This window comes from Bacillus multifaciens, assembly GCF_030756675.1.
Taxonomy (GTDB): Bacteria; Bacillota; Bacilli; order Bacillales; family Bacillaceae_G; genus Bacillus_A; species Bacillus_A multifaciens.
Window position 1 is genome coordinate 1 of sequence record NZ_JAVBXD010000015.1, and the last position, 19,886, is coordinate 19,886.

Consider the following 19,886-nt stretch of genomic DNA (forward strand, 5'->3'; position numbering starts at 1 on the left):
GCCAGGATCAAACTCTCCAATAAAGTGTTTGTCTAGCATCATAAATAAAAATTGACGTTTCACGTTGTTTGTTTCGTTTAGTTTTCAAAGTTCAATATCGCGTTTTAGCGACTTTCATAATATAACATGATATTTCGTCCTCGTCAACAACTTCTTTTGTTTTTTTATTAACTAAAATTGCTGACTCCGCTTATTATATACACTTTCTACTGTATAAGCAAGTCCTATTTTCAAAAAAAATAAGGGAGAAATCCCCCCCTTATTCTTCTTCATTCCCTTGATTTTCTTCTTCGTCTTCTTTTTGCGCTTTTGCCACTGTTGCGACTTCCTGATCGCCCTCTAAACGGATTAAACGAACACCTTGTGTATTACGTCCCATTTGAGAAATTTGATCAACTGGCATGCGGATTAACACACCTGCCGCTGTAATAAGCATAATATCTTCTTCGCCATGTACAGACTTAACAGCAATTAACTTACCATTTTTATCTGTAATATTACATGTTTTAAGTCCTTTACCACCACGACTTTGTAAACGATATTCCTCAACTGGAGTACGTTTACCATAGCCATTTCTCGTAACAATTAAAACATCCATATTTTCTTCTACAATTTCCATACCAACAACTTGATCTTCATCGCCAAGTGTAATAGCTTTAACGCCAGCTGCATTACGTCCCATTGATCGAACATCTTGTTCATGGAAACGAATTAACATCCCATTGCTTGTTCCAACAATCATGTCTTTCTCGCCTGTTGTTAAACGAACAGAAATTAGTTCATCTTCTTCACGAAGAGAAATAGCAATTAGACCATTGTTACGAATGTTAGCAAATGAGGAAAGCGGCGTTCTTTTTGCAATACCGTATTTTGTTGTAAAGAATAAAAATTGATCATCATTAAATTCTCGGATTGGGATAATCGCATTTACCCATTCATCTTTGTCCACTTCTAATAAGTTAATAATCGGTATCCCTTTTGCTGTTCGGCTATATTCAGGAATTTCATACCCTTTCGTACGGTATACTTTCCCTTTATTTGTGAAGAATAAAATGTGATCATGTGTAGATGTTGTTAATAAATGTTCTACAAAATCATCATCATTTGTTCCCATACCTTGAACTCCACGTCCACCACGATTTTGTGTTTTGTACGTGGAAGCCGGCAATCGTTTCACATACCCATTATGAGTAAGTGTAATTACAATGTTTTGCTCTGGAATTAAATCTTCATCCTCGATTGCTTCCATACCGCCAATTGTAATTTCTGATCTTCGTGTATCATTAAAGCGATCTTTAACTTCTGTTAATTCCTCACGAATAATTTCAAGAACTTTCTCTTCATCTGCGAGAATTGCTTTTAACTCCGCAATCAATGCAAGTAGTTCTTGATATTCTTGTTCGATTTTTTCACGCTCTAATCCGGTTAAACGTTGCAAACGCATATCTAAAATTGCTTGTGCTTGTTTTTCACTTAAACCAAAACGTTCCATTAATCCTTGCTTTGCAATATCTGCTGTCTTCGAATTACGAATTAGAGTAATTACTTCATCAAGATGATCTAGCGCGATGCGTAAACCTTCTAAAATATGAGCACGAGCTTCCGCTTTCTCTAATTCGTATGCAGTACGTCTACGGATAACAACCTTTTGATGCTCCAGGTAATGATATAGACATTCTTTTAAATTTAATACTTTTGGTTCTCCATTTACGAGCGATAGCATATTAATACCAAAGCTTGTCTGAAGTGCTGTATGTTTATATAAGTTATTCAATAACACATTTGCATTTACATCTCGTCGTAATTCCATGACGATACGCATACCATTTCGATCTGATTCATCACGTAAATCTGTAATACCATCAATCTTTTTGTCTCGAACAAGCTCCGCAATCTTTTCAATCAACCTTGCTTTATTCACTTGATATGGTAGTTCAGTTACAATAATAGATTGTTTCCCATTTGCCTTCTCTTCAATCTCTACTCTTGCACGAAGAATTACTGTACCACGCCCTGTTTCATACGCTCTTCGAATTCCACTCCGTCCAAGAATTTGACCAGCTGTTGGGAAATCTGGGCCAGGAATATACTCCATTAATTCTGCGATTGTAATCTCTGGATTGTGACTTAACGCTAATACCCCATCAATTACTTCACCAAGCTGATGCGGAGGAATATTCGTTGCCATCCCAACGGCAATACCGGTTGCACCATTTACTAATAAATTAGGAAAGCGCGCAGGTAATACAATTGGTTCTCTTTCTGAACCATCATAGTTATCTTGATAATCAATTGTATTTTTGGTGATATCACGCAATAGTTCCATAGAAATCTTGGACATTTTTGCCTCTGTATAACGCATCGCAGCCGCCGAATCACCATCGACAGAACCGAAGTTACCATGTCCGTTTACTAGCATATAACGTTGACTAAAGTCTTGGGCCATTCGCACCATTGTTTCATATACCGCTGAATCACCGTGTGGATGATACTTACCAATTACTTCACCAACAATACGCGCTGATTTCTTATACGCTTTATCGGCAGTAATCCCTAAATCATTCATTGCATATAAAACCCTACGATGTACAGGTTTTAGCCCATCTCGAACATCTGGTAGTGCACGAGATACGATAACGCTCATCGCATAATCTAAAAACGAGGTACGCATTTCCTGGCTAATATTAATTTCTCGAATTCGGCCTTGTTGTTGGTTGTCTGACATCAACCAGCACCTCCTCATTACATTTCCGATCGATATATCATGTTCATTTATACGTAGAAGACAGGAATACTCCGATTCCTGTCATCAGTCATTAAATATCAAGGTTTTTCACATATTTTGCATTTTCTTGGATAAAATTACGACGTGGTTCGACTTTATCACCCATTAAAATTTCAAATGTTTCATCTGCTTCAATTGCATCTTGAAGCGAAACTTGAAGAAGTGAACGTACTTCTGGATCCATTGTTGTTTCCCATAGCTGCGTTGGATTCATTTCTCCGAGACCTTTATAGCGCTGAATACCTGGTTTTGGCTGTTTCGGAAGCTCCGCTAATATCGTTTCAAGTTCTCTATCATTGTAAGCATACTCAACTCGCTTACCTTGTTGCACTTTATATAATGGCGGTTGCGCAATATATACATAACCGTGCTCAAGAATTTGACGCATATAACGATAGAAGAACGTTAATAATAGGGTGCGAATATGAGCACCGTCGACGTCAGCATCAGTCATAATAATAACTTTATGATAACGTGCCTTTTCAATATCAAAGTCTCCGCTAATACCCGTACCAAGCGCGGTAATAATTGTACGTACTTCATCGTTTGATAAAATTTTATCTAAACGGGCTTTTTCAACGTTAATAATTTTCCCTTTAAGCGGTAAAATCGCTTGGAAATGACGATCGCGCCCTTGTTTTGCTGAGCCACCCGCTGAATCACCCTCTACGATATAAATTTCACTAATAGAAGGATCTTTAGAAGAGCAATCTGCAAGTTTTCCTGGTAAGCTTGATACCTCTAGCGCACTTTTTCTACGTGTTAATTCACGAGCCTTTTTCGCTGCTACACGTGCGCGTGCTGCCATCGTTCCCTTATCTACAATTTTTCGAGCGACATTTGGATTTTCAAGTAAAAACTTTTCAAGTGCTTCAGAGAAAACTGATTCTGTAATTGTTCTCGCTTCGCTATTTCCAAGCTTTGTTTTCGTTTGCCCTTCAAACTGTGGGTTTGGGTGTTTAATGGATACAATAGCCGTTAAACCTTCACGAACATCTTCACCTGTTAAATTACTATCAGCATCTTTTAAAATATTATTTTTCCGACCATAATCATTAATCACGCGTGTTAATGCTGTTTTAAATCCTACCTCATGCGTGCCACCTTCATACGTATGGATATTATTTGTAAATGAATAAATGTTCGTTGTATATCCTTCGTTATATTGAAGAGCAACCTCAACTTGAATTCCGTCTTTTGAACCTTCTACATATACCGGTTCTTCATGTATTGGTTCTTTAGAGCGATTTAAATGCTCAACATAAGACTTAATTCCGCCTTCATAATGGAATTCTTTCTTTTGTTTATGCTCACGTTTATCTTCAATTGTTAGTTTAATATTACGATTTAAAAACGCTAGTTCTCGTAAACGAGTTGCTAACGTATCAAATTCATATTCCGTAGTTTCAGTAAAAATTTCTGTATCTGGTTTGAAACGCGTCACTGTTCCTGTGTGATCTGTATCCCCAATCACCTTTAAGTCTGCAACCGGAATACCACGTTCATACTTTTGATAATGGATTTGCCCGTCACGATGAACAAATACCTCTAACTCCGTTGATAATGCATTCACGACAGAAGCACCTACACCATGTAAACCGCCAGAAACTTTATAACCGCCGCCGCCGAATTTACCGCCTGCATGAAGAACAGTCATAATAACTTCTACAGCGGGGCGCCCCATTTTCTCATGCGTACCAACTGGAATACCACGACCATTATCTGTTACTGTAATACTATTATCTTCTTCAATAGCTAGATTAATCTCATCACAATATCCTGCTAATGCCTCGTCAATACTATTATCAACAATTTCCCATACAAGGTGATGAAGACCTTTTCCACTCGTCGAACCAATGTACATCCCTGGACGTTTTCGAACTGCTTCTAGTCCTTCCAACACCTGTATTTGACTTTCATCATATGCATTCTCTTGCATTTGCTTTTGTTCCATTGACACAAAGATCACCTACTTTTCCATTTAGACAGAAGTTATTTATCTTCTTCTCCACAATCCACTGTGCCGTTCGTTACATGAATTGTTTTTGCTTGCTTTAATGTATCATGCTCAATTCCATCAACACTTGTCGTTGTTACAAACGTTTGCACTTTTCCTTGAATCGTATTAAGCAGATGTGATTGCCTATAATCATCTAGTTCCGATAACACATCATCTAATAAAAGGATTGGATATTCGTTAACTTCTGAATAAATCAATTCGATCTCAGCTAACTTTAAGGAAAGCGCGGTCGTTCGTTGTTGTCCTTGTGAACCAAAAACTTGAACGTTTTTCCCATTAACAAAGAATTGCAAATCGTCACGATGAGGCCCAATTAAGGTTGTACCACGGAAGATTTCACGTTGTTTCACAGATTGGAAACTTTCATAGTATACTTCTTCTATTTTCGACAAATCCATGGATTCTGATACATCTATGCTTGGTTTATAAACTATTTCTAGTTCTTCAAGTCCTCTGCTAATGCCTCGATGAATCGGAGCTGCCCATTCTTGCAATAGACGCAAAAATTCAAAACGTTTTTTTAACACTTTCACACCATGTTCAACGAGTTGAAGTGTAAACACATCTAGCATAGCTTCATCACTCTTACTGCTTCCTTGCATTTTTTTAAGCAAATGATTACGCTGTGTAAGGACTTTTTGATATTGACTTAATTCATACAAATACACAGGAGCTATTTGTCCAAGCTCCATGTCTAAAAAACGTCTTCGTACTTGAGGACTTCCTTTGACAAGGTTTAAATCTTCTGGTGCAAACATAACAACATTCATCACACCAATATATTGACTTAATTTTTGTTGCTCAAGTTGATTTAACTTTGCCTTTTTTCCTTTCTTGGAAACATTTAGTTCTAAAGACAAAGAGTTATTTCTTTTTTGTAGTTTCCCTTTTATTTTACCATAATCCTCATCCCATCGGATAAGTTCACGATCATTAGAAGTTCGATGAGATTTCGCCATCGCTAATACGTAGATTGCTTCCATCAAATTGGTTTTTCCTTGCGCATTCTCACCAATAATTACGTTTACTTTATCTTCGAAGGAGAGATCTAACTTCTCGTAATTGCGATAGTTTTGTAAATGTAATTCTGTAATATACAAAGGGATCCCCCTTTATCCTTGAACTTGAAATGTTCCGATCTCCGGAATTTCAATAATGTCATTTGTATATAATTTTCGGCCTCGTCGATTTTCAAGCTCTTTATTTACATACACTTCGTACTCTTGTAAAAACCACTTTACCGCTCCGCCTGTATCAATCACGTCGGCCAGTTTTAAAAATTGTCCTAATGTAATATATTCTGTCGAAATTTGAATACGTTTCATCATAAATCGCTCACTTTCTAAAAGTGTTCATTCTTTCATTGTACTAAATAAACAAGCATTAGGAAAGTAATAGCAATAAATCAAAAGGGTTACCAGTAGATTTGCACTAGTAACCCTTATCATAATTTTAGTACGTACGTACTGGTAAAATTAATTGAATAATGGAATCATCGTTCACAGTACGGATTAAAAACGGTCTCATCGCGCCAGTAAAACTAACTTTGATTTCTGTACTATCCAACGCTTTTAATGCATCCATCATATATTTTGCACTAAACGAAATTTTCAACTCTTCCCCAGTAAATTGCTCACATTGAACTTCTTCCACCACTTTTCCGATTTCTGGAGAATTCGATGAAATTTCCAACATTTCATTTTCTAAAGTTGATAATTTCACAACATTATTACGTCCATCTCTCGCTAATAATGACGCTCGATCAATTGCTTGCAAAAATTCTTTTGTATTTACAAAAATATCTGTTTTACTATCAGGCGGAATTAATCTTGTAGTGTCAGGATAGCTACCCTCTAATAGTCTAGAGAAAAATAACAAATGTTTTGTGCGGAATAGAACTTGATACTCCGTTATAACAATATCTACCATTTCTTCTGATTCATCAAGAATTTTACTTAACTCATTTAAACTTTTTCCTGGAATTACAACATTAGCTTGGAATTCATTCGCAATAGTTTGTCCTGCAATTTTTGCTTTACGAAGTGCTAAGCGATGACTATCTGTTGCAATACAAGTCAACTCGCTGTTATATACCTTCCAGTTTACACCTGTCAAGATTGGGCGTGTTTCTGATGTAGATACGGCAAATACAGTTTGACGAATCATATGTTTTAAAAGATCTGTTGGGATTTGAAACACATGATGTTCTTCAATTTGTGGTAATAATGGATATTCAGCTGAATCCAAACCATTTAGATTAAACTCAGATTTTCCGGATTTTATTTTTGTCATAAAATGACTTTCTACAGAAATTTCAACTGTATCTTTCGGTAATTTTTTTACAATTTCACTAAAATATTTTGCTTGTAAAACAATACTTCCAAATTGTTTTATTTCTACAATTTCTTTTCCATCTTCTTCAACTGGAATAAAAGATTCAATGGATATATCTGCGTCACTACCTGTTAATGTAACACCTTCTTCATTTGCTACAATTTTAATCCCTGTAAGAATCGGAATTGTTGTACGAGAGGAAACAGCTTTCATTACATCTTGTACACTTCTGACAAGGTGGTCTTTTTGAATTGAAAAATGCATATCGAAAACCTCCGGTAAGTATAAAATTGAGTTTATTTAATAATAATAAAAAATTAGTAGTAATAGTAATAGGGCTTGTGGATATGTGGATAACTTATTAAAAAGAAGGAAAAACAGTCTATCTACATGTGGATAGACTGTGTGTAAAACAAGAATAGTTATTCACGTTGTTCACATTATTTAATTATTACTTTAAAATATCGCGAATTTCTTCAATTTGTCTTTGTAATTGAGTATCTGTTTTTAACAACTTTGAAATTTTTTCATGGGCATGAATGACTGTAGTATGATCACGTCCGCCAAATTCTTCACCGATTTTTGGTAAAGAGGAATCAGTTAATTCACGAGACAGATACATTGCAATTTGACGAGGGAAAGCGACAGATTTTGTGCGCTTTTTTGCTTTAAAGTCTTCTAACTTTACTTGGAAAACATCCCCTACAGCCTTCTGGATGTCATAAATTGAAATAATTTTTGGTTTTGAATTTGGAATAATATGTTTTAGTGCTTCTGCGGCTAAATCCGCATTCATATCCTTATTAATTAAAGAAGAGTATGCTACAACACGAATTAGGGCACCTTCTAATTCACGAATGTTAGAGTCAATTTGATTGGCAATATAAAGCATAACTTCATTCGGGATATCAAGCCCCTCAGCTTTTGCTTTCTTACGTAAAATTGCAATCCTTGTTTCTAAATCTGGAGGAGTAATATCTGTAATAAGTCCCCATTCAAAACGTGAGCGTAAGCGATCCTCTAATGTTGGAATTTCTTTTGGTGGACGATCACTTGAAATTACAATTTGTTTACTTTCTTCGTGCAATGCATTAAACGTATGGAAGAACTCTTCTTGTGTCTGTTCTTTTCCAGCAAGAAATTGAATATCATCTATAAGCAGAACATCGACGTTTCGATATTTATTGCGAAAATCAACTGCTTTATTGTCACGAATAGAATTAATAAACTCATTTGTAAACTTTTCAGATGATAGATAAACGACTTTTGCGTTTGGGTTATGCTCGATGACATAATGACCAATCGCATGCATTAAATGCGTCTTTCCGAGTCCAACTCCCCCGTAAATAAACAAGGGATTGTATGCTTTAGCGGGCGCTTCCGCCACAGCTAAAGAAGCAGCATGGGCAAAACGATTGCCAGAACCGATTACAAAAGTATCAAATATATATTTAGGATTAAGCATACTTTGTGGGAAATGATTAGGTTCATCATGCATTGTTTTATTCTTTTGAACAGGAGGATAGTCAAATTCCTCCTCTGTTTGACTTTGTGGAATGATAAAGCGAATTGTAAGTTCTGCCCCCATTAAATGAATAATTGTTTCTGAAATAAGATCAGAATAATGGGATTCCAACCAATCACGTGCAAATTCATTTGGCGCAGTAATTGTTAAAACGTCCTTTTTTAAAGAATATGCTTTTGTAGACTTAAGCCATGTTTCATAACTAGGCTTACTTACCTTTTTTTCTAATTCTTTTAAGGTACTATTCCATAAATCCGAAATATTTTCCAAAGGTGTCCCTCCTTTACAAAAGATGATGAGTAAACAGGCTGTTTAATATTTGCATAACGTAAGCGAAAAACGATGTATATTTATACGAAGTACTTTTTAAAAGGAAAAAGTGCTTGAAATACAAACTAGAGTTTTCGACAAAAAAACACATTGTGGAAAACTTTTTATACACATGTGATTATACATGTCCACAAGTTATACACAATGTGTGGATAAATAACAATTGTGGAAAACTTGTTCAAGGTGAAAACACAACTATAATATCAAAAAAAGATAGCGATAGCAATGTATTTCGGAAAGTTATCCACAAAATCAATACCTTGTGGAATAAACTTGTCCACAGTACGATATACTGTGTAAAAAAGAAAAAAGTATTTGTGGATAGAAAAAAGTGGCGAAAAAAATTATCCACAGCAAATAGAGCGTGCTGTGAACAACCTTGTGAATAGGTGAAAAATGAATATTTTATTAAAATTTTCAGAGGCATTGACATTCTCCTAACAAATTAACTATAATTTATAGGACTGTCTTTAACAGTTATTCCTCAGGGAGGTGTCATATAATGAAAAGAACTTATCAACCAAATAAACGTAAGCGCAGCAAAGTACATGGTTTCCGTAGCCGTATGAGCACAGCGAACGGACGCAAAGTTCTAGCAGCTCGTCGTCGTAAAGGTAGAAAAGTATTATCTGCGTAGGCCACTGATCGTTCAGTGGTCTTTTTTCTAGTAATTATGAATTTTCCACTGGCGAAATACAGGAGTGTTCAATTGATATGAAGAAAAAGAATCGTGTAAAGAAGAATGAGGAATTTCAAGCTGTTTTTCAAAATGGAAAATCAAATGCCAATCGTCAATTTGTTATCTACCAGTTAGAGAAGCCTGATCAACCGTATTTTCGAATTGGTCTTTCCGTTAGTAAGAAATTAGGGAATGCAGTCATGCGTAATCGTATTAAACGTATGATCCGTCAAGCTTTTACAGAATTAAAAGATGAGATAGATTCTGGGAAAGATTTTGTTATAATAGCAAGGAAGCCTTGTTCAGACATGGACTATGAACAATTAAAGAAAAGCTTAATTCATGCTCTGCAACGCTCGGGAGTGAAACGGGCAAAAAATGGCGAAAAAAGAGGAAAATGAATTACACTATATACATACCGAAATAAGGAGGAGCAGGCTGTGAAAAAAAAGATAGGCTTACTAGTCATGCTTATTGCTGTTATGGCAATTGCTGCTGGCTGTAATCAAACAAATCAGCCGATTACACCGCAAAGTACTGGAATTTGGAATGAATATTTCGTATACCCACTTTCTCAGCTAATCACGTATTTTGCAAAATTATTTGGCAATAACTATGGTTTAGCGATTGTTGTTACGACTCTTATCATTCGTTTTGCTTTATTACCATTAATGATTAAGCAAACAAAGAGTACGAAAGCAATGCAAGTATTACAACCTGAAATGGCAAAATTAAAAGAAAAATATAGCTCTAAAGACCAAGCGACTCAACAAAAATTGCAACAAGAAACGATGCAATTGTATCAAAAGCATGGTATCAATCCATTAGCAGGTTGTTTACCAATATTTATTCAAATGCCAATTTTATTTGCATTTTATCATGCAATTATTAGAACGGCAGAAATTAAACAACATAGTTTTTTATGGTTTGATTTAGGTCATCCTGATCCACTATACATTCTTCCAATTGTTGCAGCGATTACAACGTTTATTCAACAAAAGCTTGCAATGGCCGGTACTGCGGGACAAAATCCACAAATGGCAATGATGCTTTGGCTTATGCCGATTATGATTTTAGTGTTCGCAATTAACTTCCCAGCTGCATTATCTCTTTACTGGGTAGTAGGTAACATCTTCGGTATTGCTCAAACATATTTGATCAAAGGGCCGGATCTTAAGGCTAGTAAGGCAGGAGGATCAAGTAAGTGAGTATGATTACTGCTAAAGGACAAACGGTCGAACTGGCAGTGCAATTCGCATTAGAACAATTACAAGTATCAAGAGATAAAGTTGAGATACATGTCGTTGATGAAGGGAAAAAGGCTTTTCTTGGTTTTATTGGAGGGCGGCCTGCTATTGTAGAGGTCATTGTAAAAAAAGATCCTGTAGAAGAAGCAGAACTTTATTTGAAAAGTATCATAAAAGAAATGGATGTTGATGTAACTGTTGGAGCAGATGTAAAAGGGCGCGATATTCATTTTACACTTTCTGGTAGTGATGTTGGTGTATTAATTGGAAAAAGAGGTAATATATTAAATTCTTTACAATATGTAACAAAACTTGTTGCAAATCGTAGTACGAAACAATATATCGGTGTAACAATTGACGCTGAAAACTATCGTGAGAAACGAAAAAATACGTTAGAATCGCTTGCGCTTCGGTTAGCGAAGCAAGTTAGCAGTACGAAAAAAAGAGTTGTGTTAGAACCGATGCCTTCTTTTGAAAGAAAAGTTATACATCAAGCACTTTTGAATCATCCATATGTGATTACGACGTCTGAAGGTAAAGAACCACATCGACATGTTGTTGTATCTCCGAAATAAAATAAAACTTCCATCCTAAGGAATTGATTCTAGATGGCTGGCTAGTTGAACAAACCAGGCTCTATAGGTAACCTATCTGCTTTGCATTTCTTAAAAGATTGAAGTAGGAGTTTTACTGTCTTTTAGAGCGGGAAAAACCGGTAACTCGTTTGAGTGCCGGTTTTTTACTGGGTAAAATGTAAGACAGAGAATGATCTGTGGATAAATAAATCGCGCTAAACTTATGCACAGTGGATAAGTTTAGCGTGATTTAGGTGAGGACATAATAAAATAAGTTATTATTCTTTTTTACGCAGTTTTGTTATGGTATCCTAATAATTTAGTGAAAGAAAAAATCGTGTTGAAATATAGAGAAATAAGCAAGTGAGGTGAAAGAACATGGAATTTGATACAATTGCTGCGATTTCTACAGCTCTTGGGGAAGGTGCAATTGCCATTGTTCGAGTAAGTGGAGATGATGCGGTAGAGAAGGTAAACCGTATTTTTAAAGGAAAAGATTTAACGACAGTTCCATCTCATACAATTCAGTATGGGCATATTGTGGATTTAGATACAAATAAAGTGATTGAAGAAGTTATGGTTTCAATTATGCGGGCACCAAAGACATTTACGCGTGAAGATATTGTTGAGGTAAATTGTCATGGTGGCCTTGTTTCTGTAAACAAAGTATTACAGCTTATTTTATCGCAAGGTGTTCGCTTGGCAGAGCCTGGAGAATTTACAAAGCGTGCTTTTTTAAATGGGCGTATTGACTTATCGCAAGCAGAAGCGGTTATGGATTTAATTCGCGCTAAAACAGATCGTGCAATGAACGTTGCAATTAATCAAATGGAAGGTCGATTATCGAAGTTAATTGGCCGTTTACGACAAGAAATTTTAGAAACGTTAGCTCATGTAGAAGTAAACATTGATTATCCGGAATACGATGATGTAGAAGAAATGACGCATGGTGTTTTAATTGAAAAGGCAACCTATGTCAAATCAGAAATTGAAAAGTTGTTACAAACTTCAAGGCAAGGGAAAATTTTGCGTGAAGGAATTGCAACGGCTATTATCGGAAGGCCGAATGTTGGAAAGTCATCGCTATTAAATAGCCTTGTACAAGAAAAGAAGGCAATTGTAACAGATATAGCAGGAACAACTCGAGATGTTATTGAAGAATATGTGAACGTACGCGGTGTACCTCTGAAACTTATTGATACAGCTGGTATTCGTGAGACAGAGGATATTGTAGAACAAATTGGTGTCGAACGTTCAAAAGAGATGATGAATAAAGCAGATTTAGTTCTTCTTGTTGTAAATTATAGCGAAGCGTTAACAAACGAAGATGAAGAGTTATTTCGAGCGGTGCAAGGAAAAGACTTTATCGTCATTGTAAATAAAACAGATTTACCGCAGCAGATTGATATGGAGTATGTTGCAAAATTAGCTGGTTCAGCTCGTGTTATTACAACGGCTTTACTTGAAGAGAAAGGTGTAGATGAACTAGAACAGGCAATTGCTAATCTCTTCTTCGAAGGAACAATTGAAGCAGCTGATATGACATATGTATCGAATGCTCGTCACATCGGTTTATTAACACAAGCAGAAAAGACGATAGGCGATGCAATCGCGGCTATTCATAACGGTGTGCCAATTGATATGGTACAGATTGATTTAACAAGAACGTGGGAAATACTCGGTGAAATTACGGGAGACACTGTACACGAAAGTTTAATTGATCAGTTATTCTCTCAATTTTGTTTAGGAAAGTAATTGTAAGGAGGAATGGAAAAATGGGATACAACGCTGGTTCTTATGACGTTATTGTAATCGGTGCAGGCCATGCAGGATGTGAAGCCGGTTTGGCAGCAGCTCGTATGGGAGCAAAAACATTAATGTTAACGATTAACTTAGATATGGTTGCGTTTATGCCGTGTAACCCTTCAGTTGGTGGACCTGCAAAGGGAATTGTTGTTCGTGAAATTGATGCGCTTGGCGGCGAAATGGGAAGAAATATTGATAAAACGCATATTCAAATGCGTATGTTAAACACAGGGAAGGGCCCAGCGGTACGTGCACTTCGCGCCCAAGCAGATAAATTTGCGTATCAGCATGAATTGAAAAAAACAATTGAAGAAACGCCAAATTTAACATTACGTCAAGCAATGGTTGAACGCTTAGTTGTAGAAGATGGCGTATGTAAAGGTGTCGTTACACAAACTGGAGCAGAATATACAGCGAAAACAATTGTTATTACAACAGGTACGTTTTTACGCGGTGAAATTATCGTTGGGAATTTAAAGTATTCAAGCGGTCCAAACAACCAACAACCATCTGTGAAATTATCGGAGCATTTAGAAGAGCTTGGGTTTGAACTAGTTCGTTTTAAAACAGGTACGCCTCCGCGTGTAGATAGTAGTACAATTGATTATAGCAAAACAGAAATTCAACCAGGTGACGATACACCACGTGCATTCTCTTTTGAAACAACGAAGTTCATTATGGATCAAATCCCGTGCTGGTTAACATATACAAGTGAAGAAACGCATCGTTTAATCGATGGAAACTTACATCGTTCCGCTATGTATTCTGGCATGATTAAAGGAACAGGCCCACGATATTGTCCTTCCATTGAGGATAAGGTTGTTCGTTTCCATGATAAGCCTCGTCATCAAATTTTCTTGGAGCCAGAAGGGCGCAATACACAAGAAGTATATGTACAAGGTTTATCAACAAGTTTACCAGAAGATGTACAACGAGAGATGTTAAAGACTATTCCTGGCCTAGAGAACGTAGAAATGATGCGCACAGGATATGCAATTGAATATGACGCAATTGTACCAACACAGTTGTGGCCAACACTTGAAACAAAGAAAATACAAAATTTATATACAGCGGGTCAAATTAACGGAACATCTGGTTATGAAGAAGCGGCAGGGCAAGGGTTAATGGCTGGTATTAACGCTGCGTGCCGTTCATTAGGTAAAAAAGAAGTGATTTTAAATCGTTCAGATGCGTACATTGGTGTTTTAATCGATGATTTAGTTACAAAAGGTACAAATGAGCCATATCGCTTGTTAACATCCCGTGCAGAATACCGATTATTATTACGCCATGACAATGCGGACCTACGTTTAACTGAGATTGGGAATGAAATTGGGTTAATTCCAGAAGAACGTTACGAACGTTTTACAGCAAAGAAAGAGAAAATTGAAAAAGAAAAAGAACGTTTAGCAAGTATTATTATTAAACCGCGTCCTGAAGTACAAGAGCTCATTCGCGGGGCTGGTGGAAGTGAACTAAAGGATGGTATACGTGCGAGTGACTTATTACGCCGTCCAGAAATGACATATGAGCATATTCATATTCTTGCTCCAAGTGAAGTAGAAGTTAGTGATGAAGTAGCAGAGCAAGTTGAGATTCAGCTTAAATATGAAGGATATATTGAAAAATCTTTACAACAAGTAGAACGTATGAAGCGTATGGAAAATAAAAAAATTCCGGTTGATATTGATTACGATGCAATTTCTGGAATAGCTTCTGAAGCACGTCAAAAATTAAAAGATGTCCGTCCGCTATCTATGGGGCAAGCATCTCGTATTTCTGGGGTAAATCCAGCTGATATTTCCATTTTACTTGTGTATATAGAACAAGGAAAAATTGCACGAGTATCGAACCAATAAATAGTTAGGAGATATAGCGAGATGAATATAGAACAATTTCAATCTATGCTAGTAGAAAGAGGGATTACTCTTTCTACTAGGCAGTTAGAACAATTTCAAATCTATTTTGAGACATTAGTTGAATGGAATGAAAAAATGAACTTAACTGCAATTACAGAGAAAGAAGACGTATATTTAAAACACTTTTTTGATTCTATTACAGCTGCTTTTTATCATGATTTTTCAAAGCCGTTTTCTATTTGTGATGTTGGTGCAGGAGCAGGGTTCCCTAGCATTCCATTAAAAATATGTTTTCCAAATTTAAAAATTACAATTGTCGATTCCTTGCAAAAACGTATTACGTTTTTAAATCATTTAGCAACAAAATTGGAATTACAAGACGTAGCATTTTGTCATGATCGTGCTGAAACATTTGGACAAAAAGAAGGAGTACGTGAATCTTTTGATATTGTAATGGCACGCGCCGTTGCTCGCCTTTCTGTCTTAAGTGAATTGTGTTTACCGCTTGTGAAAGTAGGGGGAACATTTATTGCAATGAAAGGTGCAGCTGCGAACGAAGAAATTGAAAATGGTAAGTATGCTCTGCAAGCGCTTGGTGGTGAATTAAAAGAGATGTCTACGTTTCAATTGCCATTCGAGGAAAGCGAACGTAACATTTTATTGATTGAGAAAAAGAGAAAAACGCCAAAGAAATATCCGCGTAAACCAGGAACACCGAATAAATTACCTATTGAAAAATAAATCTTATTAGACGTAAGATTAAGTTATATATCAGTAAGCTAGTTTATTAGCACTGATGGTTAGTTGAACGAATCGAGCTTTTACAGGCAGTTATCCACCACCTATCTTTTTAGATTTCTTACAATGTTGAGGCGTGGGCTTACTGCCCGTTAGAGCGAAAGAAATAAAGTGAAACTTTGATTAGTAGGGAGGCTGTACTTCTTATTAATCGTTAGTTCAACAAATTTAGCTTTTGCGGATATTTTATCTCTACCTGCCTGCTTAAAGTATGGAAGAATGTTGAGATGGGGATATTACTGCCCGCGAATAGCGGGATAAAACGTAAATGTTTCACATGGAACATTTTTGTATAGAGTATTCAATAGGATTCAAGGTGGTGGAATATGTATGAAAAACACATTTTCTCGTTTATTTGGCTTTGGAGATAAAGAGGCTGAATTAGCACTACAAGAAGAAAGCCATGAAGAAATCAAACAAATTTCGTTAGCAAATATCGTTCCAAATCGTTATCAGCCACGGACAATTTTTGATGATGCTCGTATTGAAGAGCTTGCTCTTACAATTCATACACATGGATTAATTCAACCAATTGTTGTTAGGCGGTATGAAGAGAATAAATATGAGATTATCGCTGGTGAAAGACGTTTTCGGGCTGCTACAAAATTAGGTTGGGAAACTGTTCCGGCTATTATAAAAAATTTGAATGACACTGAGACTGCTTCTGTTGCTTTAATTGAAAACTTGCAACGAGAAGAACTTACGGCAATTGAAGAAGCTGTTGCTTATCAAAAGTTAATTGAATTACATAATTTAACACAAGAAGCATTAGCGCAGCGACTAGGTAAAGGACAATCTACAATTGCGAACAAGTTGAGACTATTAAAGTTACCCGAAGAGATTAAACAAGCACTATTAGAGAAGAGTATTACAGAACGTCATGCTCGTGCTCTTATTCCACTTAAAAATGAAGAGATTCAATTAAATGTTTTACAAGAAATCATTGAAAAGCAATTGAATGTAAAGCAAACAGAAGATAGAATTGCTAAATTGTTAGAAGAAACGAAACCGAAACGAAAAGCAAAACAAAAAGCGGTAAGCCGTGATATGCGTATTGCAATGAATACCATTCGTCAATCTTTACAAATGGTCGCAAATAGTGGCTTAAATGTGAATTCAGAAGAAGAAGAATTTGATGAATACTATCAAATTACAATTAAAATTCCCAAAAAGAAGTAAGAAAATAGAAAGACCTCAACCGTCGGTAGGGGTCTTTTTGTTTTGTTACGTATTAAAAACTATATAAGTCTAAATTAAAAAATAACAAAAACGCTCTCTTTTTAGCTGGACGAGAGCATCTGGTCGTGCATAGAAGCAAGGTGAGGGATAATTGCTGGCATGTGCCCGATTGGTTCAACTAACTATCAGCGGGGAAAAGCATCCCACTGATAGAAGTTTCACTTTATAAGTACTATATTTTCTTTTAAAATTAAGAAGGAGTTTGTAAATAAATTTTGAAGTTTAATATACAGAAGCAAATGAAGCGTGATTGTTTCATGCTAAAATGAAAATAATCATTTGTAGAATAAGATATAAAGGTTGAAAGTAGGTGACATCGTGGGGAAAATCATTGCCATTGCTAATCAAAAAGGTGGGGTTGGGAAGACAACAACATCGGTAAATTTAGGAGCTGGATTGGCGCAAGTAGGAAAAAAAGTACTTCTTGTTGATATTGATGCACAAGGGAATGCAACGACAGGAGTCGGAATTGAAAAGTCAGATTTAAATGAATGTATGTATAATGTGCTTGTAGAAGACATGGATGTTCGTGTTGTTATACAGCAGACCGCAACTGAAAATTTAGATGTACTCCCTGCTACCATTCAACTAGCAGGAGCCGAGATAGAACTTGTACCGACAATTTCCCGGGAAGTTCGCCTGCAGCGTGCGCTGCAACCAATTCGTGATGAATATGATTATATTATTATTGATTGTCCCCCATCTTTAGGTTTATTAACTATTAATGCATTAACTGCTGCAGATTCTGTTATTATTCCTGTTCAATGTGAGTATTATGCCCTAGAGGGGTTAAGTCAATTATTAAATACAGTTCGCCTTGTGCAAAAGCATTTAAATAAAAACTTAGCAATTCAAGGTGTTTTACTAACAATGCTGGACGCTCGTACAAATTTAGGATTACAAGTAATTGATGAAGTGAAGAAATACTTCCGAGATAAAGTATATAGATCCATTATTCCGCGTAATGTACGTTTAAGTGAAGCACCGAGTCATGGAAAACCAATTATGATGTATGATGCTAAGTCAAGGGGGGCAGAAGTGTATTTAGATTTAGCGAAGGAAGTGATTGCAGGTGGCTAAAGGACTAGGAAGAGGAATTAATGCGTTTTTTCCAGATTTAGATGTGAAAGAGGGAGAAACAATTCAAGAATTGCAAGTAAATCAATTACGTCCTAACCCATATCAGCCGCGTAAATATTTTCATAATGAAGCAATTCAAGAATTAGCGTTATCTATTAAAGAACACGGGATTTTACAACCTCTTATTGTTCGGAAAAGTATTAAAGGATATGAAATCGTTGCAGGAGAACGGAGATTTCGTGCTGCAAAAGAAGCAAAACTTAAAACAGTTCCTGCCGTTGTTCGAGAGTTAAATGATCAACAAATGATGGAGTTTGCGCTACTAGAGAATTTGCAACGTGAAGATTTAACACCTATTGAAGAAGCATTAGCTTATCAAATGCTCATGGAGGAGCTTAAGGTAACGCAAGAACAGTTAGCAAAACGGCTTGGAAAAAGCAGACCGCATATTGCAAATCACATTCGTTTACTTTCTCTCCCACCTTTCATACAGGATATGATTGCAAATGGAAGCATTTCTATGGGACATGGACGAACACTACTTGCATTAAAAGATAAAACAAAAATTAATAATTTATTACAACGAATTAAAGAAGAAGGATTAAATGTCCGTCAGTTGGAACAAATTATTCAACAGATGAATGAATATGTTTCACGTGAAACAAAGAAACAAACACCACAAAAAAATATCTTTTTTGAGGAACAAGAAACGGTGTTACGAGAACGATTTGGAACATCTGTGAAAATTAAAGAAACAAAACAAGAAAAAGGAAAAATTGAAATTCAATTTTTCAATAAGGATGATTTGCAACGCATTTTAGAGCTTTTAGCGGGAGAATGATAAAAAATAAACCATCTTCAGTTATAGATGGTTTATTTTTTTCATTACAGCAATTTTTTTATCAGTTTCAATGATACTTTCTGCAATACCAGAAGCCATTTTCATAACAAGATTTAATCTTGTATTTTGTAGTACAAAAAACTCCATAAATCCATTTAAATTTACAATGCCATGAATATGCATATCACCAATCGCGGGAAGATTTTTATTCATAGCTGCCCCAGGTTTACTAGGACCTTTTCCAATTGTAATTGAACCAATATTTTGTGATTTTCCTAGACAAGCATCGATTGCAATAATAAAGGGATTCATAAATGATTTGTGTATTTCTGTAATTGTTTCTTCTAAGTTTAAAGCGTGGACGGGTGATTCTAGTGTTCCATATAATTGAAAATTTCGAATGTTATAATCCTGCAGTTTTGAGCCAACAAGGGGTCCTAATGCATCACCAGTTGAGCGATCCGTTCCGATACACAGTATAATCAGTGGAGAGTTTTGTTCGATTGGGAGATGAGAAAGTAGAAAGCTACTAATTGTTTGATTGCAATTTACATCATGATACATAATTTGTTGTGAATCTTTTTCAAAAAAAGGTAAACGAAAACTTCCGATATTCACGAAGCATCCATCCTTTAATAGAATTTAGTTATAAACTTGATTTTTGCATATTGCATATTTCTCTTAAGGTAAGAACTATTTTGCTTTTAGATTAGGGGAAACTTCATTTGATGTTAGGTAATTTCGGTATTCCTGCTGCGCAGATGTCAC

The 19,886-nt window shown here is 36.0% G+C and carries 17 protein-coding genes; 10 read left to right on the plus strand and 7 right to left on the minus strand.

Going from position 1 to position 19,886, the window contains the following annotated elements:
• Positions 1–259: 259 nt before the first annotated feature.
• From gyrA to dnaA, 6 genes are all read right to left on the minus strand, one after another.
• On the minus strand, positions 260–2,725 hold the full coding sequence (gyrA, locus tag Q9306_RS11515; protein WP_306198468.1) for a DNA gyrase subunit A: 2,466 nt from the start codon (positions 2,723–2,725) through the stop codon (positions 260–262).
• Positions 2,726–2,816: 91 nt separating this feature from the next.
• Positions 2,817–4,739 (minus strand): DNA topoisomerase (ATP-hydrolyzing) subunit B, encoded by a 1,923-nt coding sequence (gene gyrB, locus Q9306_RS11520; RefSeq protein ID WP_306198470.1) that lies wholly within the window; start codon positions 4,737–4,739, stop codon positions 2,817–2,819.
• 38 nt (positions 4,740–4,777) lie between these two features.
• A complete protein-coding gene (gene recF, locus Q9306_RS11525) occupies positions 4,778–5,905 on the minus strand; it encodes a DNA replication/repair protein RecF (protein WP_306198472.1) in 1,128 nt (375 codons plus the stop codon).
• 12 nt (positions 5,906–5,917) lie between these two features.
• Positions 5,918–6,130 carry a S4 domain-containing protein YaaA gene (gene yaaA / locus Q9306_RS11530; protein ID WP_028411084.1) on the minus strand — a complete coding sequence of 71 codons (213 nt, stop codon included), beginning with the start codon at positions 6,128–6,130 and terminating at the stop codon, positions 5,918–5,920.
• A 127-nt stretch (positions 6,131–6,257) separates the two neighbouring features.
• Positions 6,258–7,403, minus strand: coding sequence for a DNA polymerase III subunit beta (gene dnaN, locus Q9306_RS11535; RefSeq protein ID WP_306198474.1), 1,146 nt, complete (start codon positions 7,401–7,403; stop codon positions 6,258–6,260).
• 187 nt (positions 7,404–7,590) lie between these two features.
• Positions 7,591–8,934, minus strand: coding sequence for a chromosomal replication initiator protein DnaA (dnaA, locus tag Q9306_RS11540; RefSeq protein WP_306198476.1), 1,344 nt, complete (start codon positions 8,932–8,934; stop codon positions 7,591–7,593).
• A 562-nt stretch (positions 8,935–9,496) separates the two neighbouring features.
• Here dnaA and rpmH point away from each other — a divergent pair.
• The 10 genes from rpmH (at position 9,497) to Q9306_RS11590 (ending at position 19,118) form a co-directional block, all read left to right on the plus strand.
• Positions 9,497–9,631, plus strand: coding sequence for a 50S ribosomal protein L34 (gene rpmH, locus Q9306_RS11545; protein WP_000831901.1), 135 nt, complete (start codon positions 9,497–9,499; stop codon positions 9,629–9,631).
• 77 nt (positions 9,632–9,708) lie between these two features.
• A complete protein-coding gene (gene rnpA, locus Q9306_RS11550; protein ID WP_098914385.1) occupies positions 9,709–10,074 on the plus strand; it encodes a ribonuclease P protein component in 366 nt (121 codons plus the stop codon).
• 39 nt (positions 10,075–10,113) lie between these two features.
• Positions 10,114–10,881, plus strand: coding sequence for a YidC family membrane integrase SpoIIIJ (gene spoIIIJ / locus Q9306_RS11555; RefSeq protein ID WP_306198478.1), 768 nt, complete (start codon positions 10,114–10,116; stop codon positions 10,879–10,881).
• Positions 10,878–11,495: an RNA-binding cell elongation regulator Jag/EloR gene (gene jag / locus Q9306_RS11560; protein WP_306198479.1), complete on the plus strand. Its 618-nt coding sequence runs from the start codon at positions 10,878–10,880 to the stop codon at positions 11,493–11,495. The genes spoIIIJ and jag overlap by 4 nt, the downstream gene beginning before the upstream one ends.
• A gap of 378 nt (positions 11,496–11,873) precedes the next feature.
• Entirely contained in the window at positions 11,874–13,250 is a 1,377-nt protein-coding gene (gene mnmE, locus Q9306_RS11565) for a tRNA uridine-5-carboxymethylaminomethyl(34) synthesis GTPase MnmE (protein WP_306198480.1), read from the plus strand.
• A 20-nt stretch (positions 13,251–13,270) separates the two neighbouring features.
• Positions 13,271–15,160, plus strand: coding sequence for a tRNA uridine-5-carboxymethylaminomethyl(34) synthesis enzyme MnmG (gene mnmG, locus Q9306_RS11570; RefSeq protein WP_306198481.1), 1,890 nt, complete (start codon positions 13,271–13,273; stop codon positions 15,158–15,160).
• A gap of 21 nt (positions 15,161–15,181) precedes the next feature.
• Positions 15,182–15,901 (plus strand): 16S rRNA (guanine(527)-N(7))-methyltransferase RsmG, encoded by a 720-nt coding sequence (gene rsmG, locus Q9306_RS11575; RefSeq protein WP_306198482.1) that lies wholly within the window; start codon positions 15,182–15,184, stop codon positions 15,899–15,901.
• 387 nt (positions 15,902–16,288) lie between these two features.
• Positions 16,289–17,137, plus strand: a complete 849-nt coding sequence (noc, locus tag Q9306_RS11580) for a nucleoid occlusion protein (RefSeq protein ID WP_306198483.1) — start codon at positions 16,289–16,291, stop codon at positions 17,135–17,137.
• 378 nt (positions 17,138–17,515) lie between these two features.
• Positions 17,516–18,277: a sporulation initiation inhibitor protein Soj gene (gene soj, locus Q9306_RS11585; RefSeq protein WP_306198484.1), complete on the plus strand. Its 762-nt coding sequence runs from the start codon at positions 17,516–17,518 to the stop codon at positions 18,275–18,277.
• Complete coding sequence (locus tag Q9306_RS11590) at positions 18,270–19,118, plus strand: ParB/RepB/Spo0J family partition protein (RefSeq protein WP_306198485.1); 849 nt, start codon at positions 18,270–18,272, stop codon at positions 19,116–19,118. The genes soj and Q9306_RS11590 overlap by 8 nt, the downstream gene beginning before the upstream one ends.
• A 21-nt stretch (positions 19,119–19,139) precedes the next feature.
• Here the strand turns inward: Q9306_RS11590 and yyaC are convergent, their stop codons facing one another.
• The gene (gene yyaC, locus Q9306_RS11595; protein WP_306198486.1) at positions 19,140–19,736 is read right to left on the minus strand and encodes a spore protease YyaC; all 597 of its coding nucleotides are present in this window, start codon (positions 19,734–19,736) and stop codon (positions 19,140–19,142) included.
• Positions 19,737–19,886 lie beyond the last annotated feature (150 nt).